Annotated in this window: 7 protein-coding genes; 5 read left to right on the forward strand and 2 right to left on the reverse strand. The window is 73.3% G+C overall.

The window, feature by feature from the left end; all coding sequences use genetic code 11:
* The first annotated feature begins 85 nt into the window (after window positions 1-85).
* The 4 genes from ACZ4FV_RS15510 (at window position 86) to ACZ4FV_RS15525 (ending at window position 9,430) form a co-directional block, all read left to right on the forward strand.
* Window positions 86-2,989 (forward strand): bpX6 domain-containing protein, encoded by a 2,904-nt coding sequence (locus ACZ4FV_RS15510; RefSeq protein ID WP_465322765.1) that lies wholly within the window; start codon window positions 86-88, stop codon window positions 2,987-2,989.
* A 138-nt stretch (window positions 2,990-3,127) separates the two neighbouring features.
* On the forward strand, window positions 3,128-4,045 hold the full coding sequence (locus ACZ4FV_RS15515) for a chitosanase (protein ID WP_395859275.1): 918 nt from the start codon (window positions 3,128-3,130) through the stop codon (window positions 4,043-4,045).
* A gap of 321 nt (window positions 4,046-4,366) precedes the next feature.
* Complete coding sequence (locus ACZ4FV_RS15520; protein WP_395859276.1) at window positions 4,367-7,348, forward strand: helix-turn-helix transcriptional regulator; 2,982 nt, start codon at window positions 4,367-4,369, stop codon at window positions 7,346-7,348.
* Window positions 7,349-7,531: 183 nt separating this feature from the next.
* On the forward strand, window positions 7,532-9,430 hold the full coding sequence (locus ACZ4FV_RS15525) for an ABC transporter ATP-binding protein (protein WP_395859277.1): 1,899 nt from the start codon (window positions 7,532-7,534) through the stop codon (window positions 9,428-9,430).
* Between the two features lie 72 nt (window positions 9,431-9,502).
* Here ACZ4FV_RS15525 and ACZ4FV_RS15530 read toward each other — a convergent pair whose 3' ends face one another.
* Window positions 9,503-12,409, reverse strand: a complete 2,907-nt coding sequence (locus tag ACZ4FV_RS15530) for a type 2 lanthipeptide synthetase LanM family protein (RefSeq protein ID WP_395859278.1) — start codon at window positions 12,407-12,409, stop codon at window positions 9,503-9,505.
* Window positions 12,410-12,498: 89 nt separating this feature from the next.
* Window positions 12,499-12,702, reverse strand: coding sequence for a DUF6229 family protein (locus ACZ4FV_RS15535; RefSeq protein ID WP_395859279.1), 204 nt, complete (start codon window positions 12,700-12,702; stop codon window positions 12,499-12,501).
* Between the two features lie 492 nt (window positions 12,703-13,194).
* Here ACZ4FV_RS15535 and ACZ4FV_RS15540 point away from each other — a divergent pair, with 492 nt between their 5' ends.
* Window positions 13,195-16,419, forward strand: coding sequence for a class I adenylate-forming enzyme family protein (locus ACZ4FV_RS15540; protein WP_465322766.1), 3,225 nt, complete (start codon window positions 13,195-13,197; stop codon window positions 16,417-16,419).
* Window position 16,420 lies beyond the last annotated feature (1 nt).

Here is a 16,420-nt window from a genome sequence, read left to right on the forward strand (position 1 = left end):
GACCCCCGATGGGTCGTCGGACAGGTTGCCGTGCGGGACCCCCGACGGGTCGCCGGGCCGCGGCGCGACCGGGTATCGCGGTTCGGTGCGGGCCGCCGGATTCCTCCTGGACGTGCCGGTCCTGGGGCGGGACGAGGCCGCCGCCCGGGTGTTGACCCTGTGGGACCACGGCGCCCGGCTGTACGCGCTGCCGGACGGGCGCTGGTTGATGCGGCTCGGGGCGGAGCGTGTCGTGCGGGCCGAGCACGCGCCCGGCACGCCGCTGTGCGGGATCGATCAGGCCCTGGCGGAACCGGGGTTGCGGCCAGGTCCCGGTGACCGGGGATACCTGGTGGGACGTTCCGGTGGGCGGCGGGTCACCGTCGCCCTGGCCGGGTTGCCGGTCCTGACGCCCGCGTCGTGGCTGCGCGTCGAGGGGTTGCCGATCCGGCGGTTGCCCGCGCTCGACGCGGTCGAGGCCCGCCCCGAAGCCCCGATCGAGCCGGCTCCGGAAGCCGCTTCGGACCTGCGGGCGAGGGCGGGGGTGGGCCGGCGCGACGAGCGGGCGGAACGGGTCGCGGCCGAGTTGGCGAACCCCCGCGTCGGCGGGCGGGGTTCGGCGAGGTTCGGGCGAGCCTTCGCGGGGTTCGGGCGAGGCTCCGCGCGATCGCTGCCGCACGCGGGGCGCGAACCGTTCGCCTTCCTCGGGATCGTCGCCTCGGTCGGTGTCCTCGCCCTGGTCGTCGGTGGCGCCGTCGCGGTCCTCGGCACGGTGACCGACGGCCGAGCCCCGACCGCGTTGCTCGGTGCCGTCCTGGTGTCGGCCGCGCTGCTGTGGCGTCGACGCTCTCGTGGCGCCCCTGCGGGCCGGTACACGACGGCCGATCGAGGCACCGGGAAAGCGGAGGCCCCTCTCGTCGGTGGCTCCCGGGACGGGACCCGCCCTCGCCGTCCGCTCGCACGGCTCCTGGGCGCCCCCGGCGCCCGCCTCGCCGAGTTGCTGATGCGAAGCCCCATGGCCCGCTTGGTCGCCGATCGGCAGGAGCGCTATCTGCGTGACCTTGCCCGGCAGTTCGAGCGCGGTCGTTACCACGAGGGGCTGCGGAACGGCATCGCGCTGTCCGAGGCGTCGGCCGAAGGGCGGCGGGTTCCGCCGGCGCTCGGGGTGCCGAGGCCGCGAACCGGCGACCTGAGGTCGGCCGTCCGGGTCGGCCCGGTGGGCGCCGCGCTGCGGGCCGAACCGGCGATGTTCGCCCGGCTGCGCGTGTTGTACACGGATGCGGCCGAACGCCTCGAGCGGGACGACCGGATCGACGAGGCCGCGTTCGCGCTCGCGGACCTGCTCGGCTCACCGGACGCGGCGGTGGCCCTGTACACCCGCCACGGTCGCTTCCGTGAGGCCGCCGAACTGGCCGAGAGCCGCATGGCGGCACCGGACCTGGTGGTGGGGCTGTGGTGGCGCGCCGGCGAGCGGGAGCGGGCGGTGCGGCACGCGCGGCTGCACGGCGCGTTCGCGACCGCGATCGGACGGCTGACGCCGACCGACCCGCAAACGGCCGCCGCGTTGCGTGCGGAGTGGGTCGCGGCCTGCCGGGCGATCGGCGATCATCTGGGCGCGGTGGAGGCCGCCTGGCCCGACCGCGACCTGCGCCCGGCGGTGGCCGCCGATGTGACGGCCGGCATCGCACTGGGCGGCACGACCGGGGCACGGCTGCTGGCATACCTCGCCACGGAGGCGCCGGTCGAGCAGGCCAGGCCCGCGGTGGTGGCGTTCCTGGACGCGGACGCGGACGCGGACGTGGGCGCGGACGTGGGCGCGGGCGGGGCCGAGGCGCGCGACAGCGGGGTCGAGCCCGGCGACCGGGCCTCGACCACGGAGTCGGCAGCCGGAAGCGGCGCCGGCTCCGGACCGATCGCGGTCCGCGCCGACCGCACCGCGCTGGACACCTTCACGTCCGCACTGGCCGAGTTGTCGGCCGCCGACCCCGCGTGGGATCGCGAACTGGCCACCCTGGCCGCCCGGGCCCTGGCCCGCGCTTCGGGACGGCCCGCCGGGATGATCGCCGCGCCGCCCGGAAGCGTGCGCCGTCGATTCGACGCACTCCGCGTCCGCGCCGATCCGCTCGCCGCGGTCGATCTGCGTCCGCCCGAGGAACCCGGGCGCGGGCGGCGGGACGGCCCGGTCGCGGTGACCGCCGGCGACCTCCCGGGGCGGGTGTCGGTCCGAAGTGCCGCCGCCCTGCCCGACGGCACGGTCCTGGTCGCGTGCGGCGCGGCCGGTACCCGACTGTTCGGCCCCGACGGCCGCGAGCGGGTTCGCTGGGACGTGCCGGCGCACGGGATCGTCCTGGCCGACCACGGCGCCGTCGCGTTGTTGGTCGCCGAACGCGGCGTGTCCCGTGACATCCACCGACTGGAGGTGCTCACCCGTCGGATCCGCCACTGGGCCACCGTGTCGGCACGGGAGTTCCCCGACTCGTTCGACGGCGCACACCTGGTGACGTTGGATCAGGGGGTGATCACGGTGCTCGACACGACCACCCCGCGACCGCGCGTGGTCTGGCGTGAGGACGCCGCACCCGCGCCGTTCCTCGGCGTGACTCGGACCGCGACCTCCTGCGCGGCCCTGGCACAGACCCGGGAGGGTGCCGAACGGATGACGGAACTCGTCAAGTGGCGCTGGGACATGCCGGGATGGACGCTGCGGGAACGGTCCATCCTGGAGGGCGCGATGCCACCTTCTCTGGTCACCGGTACCGGTGTCGTCGTTCCCACCGTCTTCGAGGCGGTCCTCGTCTCGGGTGACGCCCACCTGCTCGTGTCGAGCGAGGGCTCGGCGTCGGTGTACCCGGGCACGGACACCGACGCCATCGCGGACATCGCCTTTCCCGGTGCCGCCCCCGACACCATCGGCTTCCGGGAACACGCGGGCCGGATCACCGCCTGGGACCGCTCGGGCCGGATCGTGGTGTTGGACGGCCCTTCCGTGCGCGCCCTCTTTCGAACCTGATCGATCATCAGGTCGCTTTGTGACCAACCCGGATGACGGCACATCAGTTTTCAGGTGATGTCCTCGGTCCCCTTGGCGGCGGATCCCGGCAGTGCTTCAATGTGACTCGTCCTTGTTAGGAAACTTTCCTAACAAAGGATGGACACGGAGCCCCCCGAACGTGGCCGTAGAGCCGGAACGGAGACGCACGTGCACTCTCACCTCGGACGAAGCCGCAAGCGCCTGACTCTGCTTGTGGCCGCCGGACTGCTGATCGCGGTACCCGGGCCGCTGGCCCACGCGGCGACGAACGACGCCGCGCAGTCGGGTTCGACCGGCGCGGCGGCCCAGGTCGCCGCCGCGCGGATCGGATTGGACGACCCGCACAAGAAGGACATCGCCATGCAACTGGTGTCCAGTGCGGAGAACTCCACCCTGGACTGGAAGGCACAGTACAAGTACATCGAGGACATCGACGACGGGCGCGGATACACGGCCGGAATCATCGGCTTCTGTTCCGGCACCGGTGACATGCTCGACCTGGTCGAGTTGTACACCGCGCGCAAGCCCGGCAACGTGCTGGCCAAGTTCCTGCCCGCACTACGCAAGGTCAACGGCACGGACTCACACGCCGGCTTGGGCAGTTCGTTCACCAAGGCCTGGGTGACCGCCGCCGGCGACGCCGACTTCCGCCAGGCACAGAACGACGAGCGGGACCGCGTGTACTTCAACCCGGCGGTCAACCGCGGCAAGTCGGACGGGCTGGGCGCACTCGGCCAGTTCATCTACTACGACGCGATCGTCATGCACGGCGACGGCGGCGACCGGGACAGCTTCAGCTCGATCCGCGCCAACGCGCTCAAGAAGGCCAAGCCGCCGGCTCAGGGCGGCAACGAGACCACCTACCTCAACGCCTTCCTCGACGCCCGCAAGGTCGCGATGAAGCACGAGGACGCGCACAGCGACACCAGCCGGGTCGACACCGCACAGCGCGTCTTCCTCAAGGCCGGCAACCTCGACCTCAACCCACCGCTGAACTGGAAGGTCTACGGCGACAGCTACTCGATCAAGAGCTGATCGAGGCCGCACCGACCACCCGAGGACCCACCACCCCCGAGCCCGACCACCCCCGAGCCCGACCACCCCCGAGCCCGACCACCCCCGAGCGCGACCCCGGCTACACCCGGTACTCGGCGCCCCGCCCGGCCCCGGCCCGAAGCACGGCCGAGCCGACCCAGCCACCCGGGTCTTCCCGCACGACGAAAGGCCACCGCGGCCCGCGGTGGCCTTTCGCGCACGATCCGTGACATCGGCCCCACGCGGAGCGCGCGCGTTCCACCCCGGGAGAGCCTGCGGGTCGCCGCCGCGTGTCGTCGCAGGACACGGTTGTGGGGCGAGATGTCCTGTGTCGCCGGCACGTGTCAGGATTGCGCGGTGACTGACGTGGGTTGGGATGCGGCGCTGGTGGGGCGGGGCGAGGAGGTCGCCCGGCTCGACGAGGCGTTGGCGCGTGGGCGGGCGGGTGATCCCTGTGCCGTGCTGCTGGCCGGGGACGCCGGAGTGGGCAAGACCCGGCTGCTCGCGGAGGCCGCCGCACGGGCGGCCGGCGCCGGCATGACCGTGTTGACCGGCCACTGTGTGGATCTCGGTGACGTCGGTCTGCCCTACCTGCCGTTCGTCGAGGTGCTGCGCCGGCTGGACGCCGAGGAGCGGTACGCCGACCTGTTGGCCGCGCACCCGGCCGTCGATCGGCTGCTGCGCGCCGGCGGGGGCGCGGCGGAGTACGCCGGCACGATGCCGGATTCCGGGGTGCGGCTGCGGCTGTTGGAGGACGTCGCGGCGCTGCTCGGTGACCTCGCCGAGTCGGCTCCCGTCCTGCTGGTGGTCGAGGACCTGCACTGGGCCGACCAGTCCACCCGCGACCTGCTGCGCTTCCTGTTGAGCCGGTTGTTGCCGCAGCGCCCGGGCGGCGCCGCATACCAGCGGTTGACCGTGCTGGCCTCCTACCGCTCGGACGACCTGCATCGGCGGCACCCGCTGCGCCCGCTGCTGGCCGAGTTGGTCCGCCTGCCCTCGGTCGGGCGGTTGGACCTGCGCCCGATGGACGACGAGGACGTGGCCAGCCTGGTGCGCGGCCTGGACGCCCACCCGCTGCCCGAGCACACCGTACGGGCCATCGTCGAGCGGGCCGAGGGCAACGCGTTCTACGCCCAGGAACTGCGCGCCGCCACCGACACCGCGGTGGGCGGTGTGCCCAGCGGCCTGGCCGAGGTGCTGCTCACTCGGATCGAGCAGATGTCGGGCACCGCCCAGCGGGTGATCCGCACGGCCGCCGTGGCCGGTCGCCGGGTCGAGCACGGGTTGCTCCGGGACGCCGTCGAGCTGCCGGACGACGAGTTGGAGGCGGCGCTGCGCGAGGCGGTCGGACGGCACCTTCTGGTGGCCGGCGAGGGCGACACCTACGCGTTCCGCCACGCGCTGATCCGCGAGGCGGCGTACGCGGACCTGCTGCCGGGCGAACGGGTACGGATCCACGCGGTGTTCGGCCGCCTGCTCGGCGCCGCGGAGCGCCGGGTCGCCAGTCCGGCCGAGCGGGCCCACCACCACCGGGCCGCGCACGACCTGCCCGGAGCACTCACCGCGTCGATCGAGGCGGCCGACCACGCCGCGCGCATGGGTGCGCCCGCCGAGGAGATGCGCTGGGTCGAAACGGCCCTCGAGGTATGGGACGCGGTGCCGAACGCGCGGGAGTTGGTCGACAGCGACAACGTGTCGCTGATGTTGCGCGCGTCCGCGGCCGCGGTCCGAGCCGGTGAGGCGCACCGTGCCGTCGCGTTCGCGCGTACCGCACTGGATCGGCTCGGTGAGCACGCGGACGTCGACCTGGCGGTGACCGTGCGCTACACGCTCGCCTCCAGCCTGATGAGCGTGGACGACCTCCAGGCCGCGTTCGAGTACAGCAGACAGGCGCTCGAGATGATTCCGGCCGAGCCGCCGTCGCACACCTGGTTGTGGGCGGCGGCCACGTACGTGCAGGCCGCGTACTACTACAAGGACGACGAGACCGCCCGGCGCGTCGGTCGCCAGGTGCTGGCGGTCGCCGAGGAACTCGGCACGGACGACGCCCTCGCCGACGCGATCATCTCGCTGACCGGTCTGGAATCCAGTCGGCAGTCCGACGAGGGACGCCAACGGCTGGTTCAGGCACGCGAGTTGGCACGGCGATCGGGCAATCCGACGATCGAGCTGCGGGCGCTGATGAACCTGGCCATGGGCACGTTCGAGTCGGGACTGCTCCAGGAGTGCCTGCGCTGGTTGGACGAGGGCCTGGAACTGGCCCGCAGCAGCACCAGGACCACGTCACCCTATCCGCTCGAGATGCGCTACCTGCGCGCCCAGCTCCTGTACACGCTGGGACGCTGGGACGACGCCCTGGCCGAGGTGCCCTCGACGGTGCCCTCGGCGTTCGGCCACGTCGCGGCGGCGGAGCTGTACGTGCTGCTGGGTCGCGGTGGGCCCGGTGCCGCGGAGCGGGCGCGGATCCTGTTCGAGGGGCGGCCGTTCAACTGGATGGGCGTGCTCGTGGGCGGTCTGGTGCTGACCGACGAGGCGGTCTGGCGCGGTGATTCCCGCGCGGCGGCCGACTGGGCGCGACGCACGCTGTCCGAACTGTCCGAGGAGCACAATCGGTACCCGGACGTGGGGGTGCGGTTGTCCGCCCTGGTGCTGTCCGCGATCGGCGACACGGTGGCCGAGCTGCGGGCCGCGGGCGACGCCGAGGGGGTGGAGCAGGAGATGGCGACGGCACGGGAGTTCATCGAACTGGCCCGCACCACGGCGACCTGGCCCGGTCGTCGCTATCCGCGCACCGGGGCGGAGGGCACCGCCTGGCTGCTGCGTGTCGAGGCCGAGTGGTCGCGGGTGTCCGGCGTTTCGGACGTCGCGCTGTGGGAGAAGACGGTCCGGGCGTTCGACTACGGCAACGTCTTCGAGGGCGCGCGCAGCGAACTGCGGCTGGTCCAGGCGCTGGTGGCGGCCGGACGCCGGGAGGAGGCGGCCGACCTGGCGCGGCGGGCGCGGGCGACGGCGGATCGGCTGGGGTCGGTGCCGCTGGGGGACGCGGTGGACGCGGCGGTGCGGCGCGCGCGGTTGGGCGATCCGAACCGGGCGCCGGCCGGCGAGGCGATGCTGACCGCGCGCGAGCAGGAGGTGTTGGAACTGCTCGCCAAGGGCCGGACCAACCGGCAGATCGGCGAGGAACTGTTCATCAGCGCCAAGACCGCGAGTGTGCACGTCTCCAACATCATGGCCAAGGTCGGCGCGTCCCGCCGCACCGAGGCCGTGGCCCTGGCCCGGCGCAGCGGGTTGCTTCCGGACTGAGCCGGGTGGGGTCATCCCCGGCCGAGCGCATTCGGGTCGGTCCCGGACCGAGCGGCGTCGATCCCGGGCGCCGGGGCCGGACGCGGCGGCGGGAGTTGCCCCGTCGGGGTTCGGATCCCATCCGTACCCGTAGCGCACCCCCGTCCCGGGCATACCGTACCTGTCGGCCGGGAGGGGTTCGGGATGGCTGGGCAAGTGCCTTCGGGGATGGGCGAGTTCGACGAGTTGGGGGAGGGGTACGACACCCCGTTCGACGGGGACGCGGCGAACGCGGGCCTGGGTCGGATGCTCACTCGGCTGCCGGTCGCGCTGGTGCAGGTGTGGCGACTGTCCCGGGCGGCGAGTCGGCGTGCGACGTGGCTGCTCATACTGGCCCAGTCGGCCGCCGGGGTGGCCACGGCGCTGGCGTTGCTGGCCACCGCGCGGGCGTTGGGGGCGCTGTTCGCCTCGGGGCCGGCGCCGGACCGGGTCGGTGCCGCGCTGCCGGCGGTGATCGCGGTGGTGTCGGCCACGGCGGTGCGGGCGGGGTTGGAGACCGTGGTGGCGGCGACCCAGGCGCGGTTGTCCCCGGGCATTCGCCGGGTGGCCGAGAATCGGCTGCACGCCGCGGCGGTCGGCGCGGATCTGGGTGCGTTCGACGACGCGGACTGGCACGACGCGCTGGCCCGGGCCCGCGATCGCGGCATCGATCACGCGCAACTGGCCCTGGGGCACGCGGTCGAGCTGTTGGGGGCGCTGGTGGGCCTGTTGGTCGGGATCGGGGTGGTGACCGGGTTGCATCCGGTGCTGCTGCCGCTGCTGGCCCTGTCGATCGCGCCGCAGGGGTGGGCGGCGCTGCGCTCGGCCCGGATCGGCTTCGAGGGCATGGTCCGGCGCATGACGCTGTATCGGCGACTGTGGTTGTTCGCCGACCTGCTCAGCGCCCGGGAGGCGGCGGCGGAGGTTCGGGCCTGTACCGCCGAACGACCGTTGCTGGCCGAATTCCGGCGGCTGGCCGGGTCGGTGGAGCGGGCGGAGGTCGGGGTCGGCTACGCGCAGGTCCGGGTGGGGCTGATCGGACGGACGCTCTCCGGCCTGGCGCTGGGAGCCACGTACGTCGCGCTTGGCCTGCTGGTGCGTGCCGAGATCGTGCCGCTCGCGGTGGCGGGCACGGCGGTGCTGGCGGTGCGTACCGCGAGCGGTTCGCTGGCCACCTTGATGGTCGCGGTCGACCGGCTCTACGAGAAGTCCCTGTATATCGCCGACTATCACGCGTTCCTGGAGCAGGCGAGCGCGCGCGCACGGCCGGGGACGACGGCGGCGGTGCCGGTCGGGTTCGCCGAGATCCGGCTGCGGGACGTCCACTTCGGTTATCCCGGGAGTGCGCAGTCGGCGCTGCGCGGGGTGGATCTGGTGATCCGCCGGGGCGAGACGGTGGCCCTGGTCGGCGAGAACGGGTCCGGGAAGACCACGCTCGCGCTCTTGTTGGCCGCGCTGTACCACGCGGACAAGGGCACGATGCACTGGGACGACATCGACCTGGCCGAGGTGGATCCGGCCGGGATCCGCGAGCAGGTGGCGCTGGTGATGCAGCAGCCGACCCGCTGGCCGCTGACCGCGCGCGGCAATATCGTGCTGGGGCGGGCCGATCGGGTGGATCCGGAGGGTGCGGCCATGCTGCGGGCGGCGCGGGACGCGGGGGCGGACGGGTTGATCGAGCGTCTGCCGCACGGGTACGACACGTTGTTGTCGAAGAAGTTCCGGGCCGGGGTGGATCTGTCCGGCGGTCAGTGGCAGCGGATCGGCATCGCGCGCGGCTTCTACCGGGACGCGCGTCTGTTGATCGCGGACGAGCCGACGGCGGCCCTGGACGCGCGGGCGGAGCACGCGGTGTACGCGAACATCCGGCGTTTGGCGGCGGGGCGCACGGTGGTGCTGATCAGCCATCGCCTGGCCTCGGTACGCGAATGCGATCGCATCGTGGTGTTGCGGGCGGGCGAGGTGGTCCAGCAGGGCACGCACGAGCAACTGATGTGCGAGGGCGGCGAGTACGCGGAGCTGTACCGCCTCCAGGCCCAGGCGTACGCCGACCCGGCGGGGTGAGACCGGCCCGGGGCGGGTCCTCGATGCCCGCCGAGCACCACGGCGGGCATCGAGGACACGCCCCGGGCCGTCCTACAACTCGTCGAGCAGCAACAGGGACGGAGCACGTTCCGGGTCGGTGTGGTCCAGGCGCAGGAGTTGGTGCAGGGCGCCCGCGGTGCCCGGGAGCAGACCGGTGGTGGTGTCGGTGATGGACTTGGTGAGGGGGCCGTAGGTTTCCAGCGCGGTGAGCAGGAGGGCGTCCAGGTCGTCCCGGGTGGGGGTGTCCGGGAGGTGGGCACGCAGCCGGTCGGGGGCGCCGCGCAGGAGGGTGTCCAGGAGTTCCCAGGAGCCCGCGTCGCCGTGGCACAGCGTGTAGTCCCAGCCGAACCCGGTACGCCGGGTCGCCGCCGCGGCGCGCAGCGCGCGGTCCAGGTGGGCGGGGGCGCCGGTGCGCGCGTACAGGTCCCAGGAGGCCAGGCCGATGCCCGTGCTGCCGTGGCACCAGGAGTCCAGGTACAGGACCTGGTCCGCTTCCCGGCCGTCCAGCCAGGCGGCGGCCTCCGGCCGATACAGGTGCTCCTGGAACGCCCAGGCGCGGGACGCCGGTTCGAGCGGCCCGGGATCGTCCGTCGCGAGGGACAGGCGGTCCAGTGCCCAGCCGATGCCCGCCGATCCGTGCGCGAATCCGCCGATGCCGTCCGGGAAGAGCGCGGTCGGCCAGCGCGCGGTGCGGCCCCCGTCGGCCTCCTCGACGACGGCGCGTTCGACCAGCAGGGCCCCCGCGGACTCGGCGACCTCGCGCCATGTGCCGTCGCCGGTCACGCCGGCCAGGGCCAGCAGCGGCACGATCAGCCCGGCCGCGCCGCCCGCGACGTCCAGGATGGTGTCCCGGGCCAACAGGCCCGGCGCGCGTTCCGCGTGCCGGACGGCGCGCTCCAGGTCCGCCGGTCGGCCGGAGCGGGCGTACAGCGCCAGCCAGGTGCGTACGGCCGCGCCGATCCCGTCGAACGCGCCGAGCCGGCCGGTGGGAACCGCGTCCTCCATCGCCGCCAGCGCCCGGATCGCGCCGTCGGCGATCGCCCGCAGACCGGGCACCGTCGGCACCCGGCCGGCGCGGGAGCGGGCCAGGTAGGTGTCCAGTGCCAGCGCGACCCCGGCCTGCCCGCTGTAGAAGTCGGCCGCGAACGGCCGCACGCTGAACCCGCCTTCGGTGTAGACCGGCCCGATCCAGGTGGCCGTGCCGTCCGCGCCGATCACCGCTCGTGCGCACAGGTCCCGGGCGAATCGGGCGGCCAGGTCGCGGCGCCGCTCCGCGAGGTCGCCGGTGCGGAGCGGGGTGTCGTGCCGTCGCTCCGCCTCGGGGATCGCGCTGCGGTCGCGGTAGACGCCCAGCAGCGACGAGCGGATCATCACCTCCTCGAACCGCGGATCGCCCGCCCGCCAGCGCTCGACACTCGCGTCGATCAGGTGGACCGGCTCTCCCCATGTGGTGCCGCGCGGCCCGTCCATCCGGCCGTGTTCGGGCCGTACACCGAAGAACGGGATGTCGCCGTCCAGAAGGTCGGCGACCTCGGCGCCGACCACTTCCGGGGTGGAGGGCGCGCCGTGCAGTGCCTTCGCCTGCCGGGTCAGCACGTCCGTGGCGCGTTCGACGGCCGGGGGTTCGTCGTGCAGGGACGCGGGATGCCACAACATCCGGGCGATCTCCACGTAGACCTGGGTGGGCCGCAGCACCACGCGCAGGTCGCAGCCGACGAAGCCGTCCAGCATCGGGCGCAGCCGGCCGTCCCGGTCCAGCGTGTCGAGTCGGTCGCGCAGGTCGCGGTAGCCGCGCACGATGTCGTCCTGATGGGCGATCGGATCGGCGTCGGGGGCGGGCAGGTTGGCCGAACCGCCCACGTCGGCGGGCTCCATCGCCAGGTGGGCCAGGTCGGTTCCGGCTCCGGCGATCACCGGTGCCGGGATCCTGGGCTGTTGCTCGGGCAGTGCGCCCACGGCGGACATGTCCACGCCCTGGAGCACGAGTTGGGCCAGTCGCATGGGCAACAGTCCGGTGCGCAGCACGGTTCGGCGGACCGAGGCGGCGGCGGTGTCGAAGGCGTCGCCGAGTCCACTGGCGGCCATCGGGGGTTCCGGGCTGAACAGCGTCTCGCAGTCCACCACCCACGGCACCGGCCCCTGGGCGATCACGTTGTCCGAGTGCAGGTCGGTGGCGCCGAGCAGCTGCATCACGCACATCCACTCGCCCAAACCTCGGTAGAAGCGGGCGAGTTCGGCGGGGTTCGCGCAGTAGCGGTGTTCGATGTGTTCGGCCCAGCCGTAGTCGGTGCCGAGCAGCACCCGCGGCACCTTGATGCGATCCGGGCGCGGGGTGCCGGCCAGGAGTTCGTCCAGCGTCGCGGATAGCGCGGCGTCCACGTCGAGCGAGCGGGGTTTGTACACCACGCGGCCGGCCTCGAAGCGGACCACGGCGACGGTACGGCCGCCGCGGTGCGAGTCGCCGGCGTCCAGGCGGATCTGCACGAGATCGCCGGGCGGCCTGCCGAGCAGGTCGGCCAGGCGCGACCGGTCGCTCGCCAGGTGGCGGGCCAGGGTGAGCAGGGCGGCGCATCGATTGCGGATCACCCGCTCCAGCCGCGGTGCGAACGCCGGGTAGTCGAGCTCGAGTTCGCTCCAGAACTCGGCACCGGAGGCGAGTTCGAGGAACTCGTCCCAGCGTTGCGCGCTGGTGTCTCGGGTGAGGCGGCCGGACATCCGGGCGGCGTGCAGTTCGAGCAGCAGCAGCCGGTTGGCCTTGGGCCGGACCACGTCCAGCAGCGAGCGGTGGGCGGCACGCAGCAGCACCTCCCGCTCGACCGCCGACAGGGGATCGGGGATCGCCCGCAGTCGGCGTCGGAAGCGGTCCAGCGCGGGGCCGATCAACGGCTCGAACGCGGCGTCGAATTCGCCGGCGTCGTCGTAGGTCACCACGGGGCGGGGCCGGACCGGGATTGCCATGCGCGGATCGCCACCCATCGAGGACGGACCCGCCGCCCGGAACCGGTCGACAGGCGACCGTTCCGGGCGGCGGGTCGGTGCGGAACGGATCAACAACAGGGGCGAGTGCGCGACCCGGAGCACGCGGTGCCGCAGCTGATCGCGGCGACGTCGATCTCGGTGAGGCTCTGTTCGGTTGCGGATCCGCCGATGTAGAGCGAACCGGCGGGGTTCTCGACGCCGTCGGCCGATTCGGCGCCGGAGCGCCAGGCGTTGACGACGGTGTTCCGAGCGGCATTCGATGCGGTGCGCATGGCGATACCTTTCCGCCGATGCCGGACGACCCGGCCGGTACGCCGGGTGCACCGGTCATCGACCCTGGGTTAGGGAAGTGCGGCAGGCTCACGGTAGCGCCGTGGGGACGGCGGCGACAGACCCAGTTTTCGGCGGATGAATTCGCCCTCCAGGCAAGCGAATCGGGGCGTTCGCGCGACGCCGGCCGACCAACCGGTGGTCTCGTGCGACGGGGGGCCGCGCCGCCCACCGCCCGGTTTCTGCCCCGGATCGGCAGCGGGATTCCGGCCGGCTCTTGTCATTGGTCTAGTCCATTGACAGTCTTGGAGTCGTCGCCGACGGTCATCGCTCCATGACCGGATCGGCGGTTCCCGTATGGCATTTTCCGCCGCTCAGCATGGGCCGATGTTGCCCATGGCGTTCCGCGTTTCGCTCCTACCCCGGAGATATCCCATGCGCAGAGCCAGAGCTCACCCATGTCCGGACCCGATCGCGCCGCATCGGATCGCGACATGACCGCCGCCGACACCCGCCGCGGACCCACCGACCCGGCGTGCTCCACGAGCGGCGCCACCACCACCGACCCGACCGCGTCGGGGCCGACCGTGCCGGGCCTGTTGGCAGCCCGCGCGCTCGTCGACCCCGAACGGGTCGCCATCCTGGTGCCCGGCAGGTCCGAAAGTCGCCTGACCTTCGCCGCCTGGGACCACCGATCCACGCTGCTCGCAATGGAGTTGAGAGCCCGCTCGGTACGCGCGGGGGACCGGATCGGGCTGATCTTCACCGGCTCCGAATGGGCCGACTACGCCGTCGCCTACTGCGCGGTGCAACGCGCCGGCGCGGTCGCGGTTCCGCTGCCCGAGCGCCTGCCGCCCGCCGCCCTGCGCACCATGCTCACCCACTGCGCGGCCGGCGCCGTTCTGCACGGCGCCGGAATCCGGCCACCGGCGACCGATGCGTGGACCGCCCCCGCCGCCGACCTGGAGGCCGCCGCACAACGGGCCGCGCACCGCGATTCCGTACCGCCTCGGGCCCCCGCGGACCCACCCGACCCGCCCGCGCCGGGCCCCGACGACCTGGCCCAGATCCTGTACACCTCCGGCACCACCGGCACCCCCAAGGGTGTCGCCGCCACCCACGCCAACCTCGCCTTCGGCCACGAAGTGGCCCCCCGCCGACGCCAGTTGGCCCATTCGCGACACTTCCTGCACGCGTTTCCGATCGGCACCAACGCGGGCCAGACGATGCTGCTCAACGCGTTGACCGCCGCGCCGACCGCGCTGTGCGCACCGACGTTCGATGCCGAGGAGTTCTGCGCGCTGATCGCCGCCCATCGGGTCGGGACGGTGTTCACCGTCCCCGCGATGGCCGGCGAGTTGGTGAACTCCCGGGCCTGGACCCGGCACGACGTCGGCTCCGTGCAACTGTTCGGCTCGACCGCCGCCGCGCTGCCCCCGGCCACGGCGCTCGCGCTGACCGAGGCGTTCCCGGACGCCACCATCGTCAACGCGTACACCTCCACCGAGGCGGCGCCCGCGCAGACCACCATGGTCTTCGACCCCGAACGGCCCACCTCGGTGGGACGCGGCACCGGACGCGAGGACCTGCGGATCCTGGGCCCGGACGGCGAGGCCGTGCCCATCGGCGAGACCGGCGAGATCTGGCTGCGCTCGCCCACCGCCTCGCGCAGCTACTACCGCGACCCCGGGGCCGACACGGCGGTGTTCACCGACGGCTGGGTGCGCATGGGCGACATCGGCCGGCTCGACGCGGACGGCTACCTGTACCTCGTCGACCGGGAAAGCGACCTGATCAAGTCCGGCGCGCTGCGCGTGTCCACCCTCGCGGTGGAGGCCGCGCTGTACGAACACCCCGCCGTCGCGGACGCGTCCGTGTTCGGCGTGCCGCACGCGGCGATGGGCACCATGGTCGCCGCCGCGTTGGTGCTCCGCGCCGAGGCGTCCGCCGAGGACCTGCGGGTGTTCCTGCGCGAACGGCTGGCCCGGCACGAGATCCCGACCCGGTTCCTGCGCGTGGACACCCTGCCCAGGAACCCGGCCGGCAAGGTGCGCAAAGCGCAGTTGCGGGCCCGATTGGCCGCGGCCGACACATCCCCCGGGCGAGCCCCGGCGACCGCGACCGAGGTCGCGGTCAGCGGGTTGTGGAACGAGGTGCTCGGCGCCGCCGGCGCCGGAGCCGAGGACAACTTCTTCGCACTCGGTGGGGACTCGTTCAAGGCCGGCCGACTGGCCGCCGCCGCGGAACGCCTGTTCGCCCTGGAAGTGCCCGCGTCGCTGGCCTTCGACCACCCCGAACTGGCCGCCCAGGCTGCCTGGATCGACAGCGCGCGCACCGGACCCGAAACCGGGCGCCCGAACGCGCCGGAGCCGGCGACCGCGCCCGCCCGAATGCCGCTGAGCTCGCAGCAGGAAAACTTCCTCGTCTGGATGCACGCGACCGACGAGACGCGCGACGTGGGTCCGGTGAGTGTGGGGATCCGGATCACCGACACGTTCGACCCGGACGCGCTGGAGGCGGCACTGGCCGAAATCGTGCGCCGACACGAGGCTCTGCGCACGGTGTTCCACTATCGTGACGGCGCCGCGGAGGCGCTCGTCCTGGCGGAACTGCCGCCCGAGGTACGCCGAGTGCGGGCACAGGGCGCGACGACCGCCGAGCGCGAACGGTTCGCCCGTGAGTACGCGCGCGGCGAGCGCGAGCACGACTGGGACCTGGCCGCCGGTCCGCTCGTGCGCGCCCTGGTGATCGAACTCGACACCGAGGACCACGTCCTGATCCTCGCGGTGCACCACATGGTCTTCGACGGCTGGTCCATGGGCGTGCTGCTGCGCGAACTCGCGCTCGTGTACTCCGCGACCCGCACCGGCCGGCCCGGCCCGCTGCCGCCGCCGACACCGACCTGCTCGGAGCATCTGGCCTGGGCCCGCGCGCAGTGGCCGCGCACCCGGCCGTTCTGGGAACGGTCGTTGGCGGGCGCACCCTCCGCGATCGATCCCTTCCCGGACCGGATCGTCACCGACCGGCTGCACAGCGGCTCGGTACGGTTCGCCCTGGACGCGGCCCTGGTCGCCCGGCTGCGCGCCGGCGTGCGGGAGCAGGGCGCGACCGCGTTCATGCTCGCCACCGCGTGCTGGACGAGCGTGCTGGCCAAGGCGGCCGGCACCCGCGACATCGTGGTGATGTCACCGGTCCCGGGACGTTCGCGACCGGGCAGCGAGAACCTGATCGGCTGCCTGGTGCAATCCCTGCTGATCCGGGTCGACTTGCACGGCGACCCCTCCTTCGAGGACCTGGTCGGCCGGGTCCGCGGCGCCGCGTTGGCCGCCAACGAGCATCAGTGCTATCCCTTCGCCGAGTTCTACCCGCGCTTTCCGGACGCGGCCTGGATTCGCCACGAGAGCTGGACCAACCCGGCGCACTTCCTCGGCCTGCTCTCCGAACCCTTCGAGCTGCCCCGCGAGTTGGACGCGGAATGGGGCACCCCCGGCGGCCGACCGGACCTGGGTGTGCCGGAACTGGCGCTCGCCGAACAACCGGACGGCACCATCGCCGGCTGGCTGCTGTACAACGACCGGGCGTTCGAGCGCGGTGTCGTCGAGGGCCTCGCCCGGGCCTTCGTCGACGCCTGCGGGCACGCGCTCGACCACCCCCACGCGCCGGTGTTCGGGGACACCGACGCGTTGGCGCACTCACCGACCGCCATCGAGAAGGGCTGAC

This window comes from Embleya sp. NPDC025285 (genome assembly GCF_055558835.1).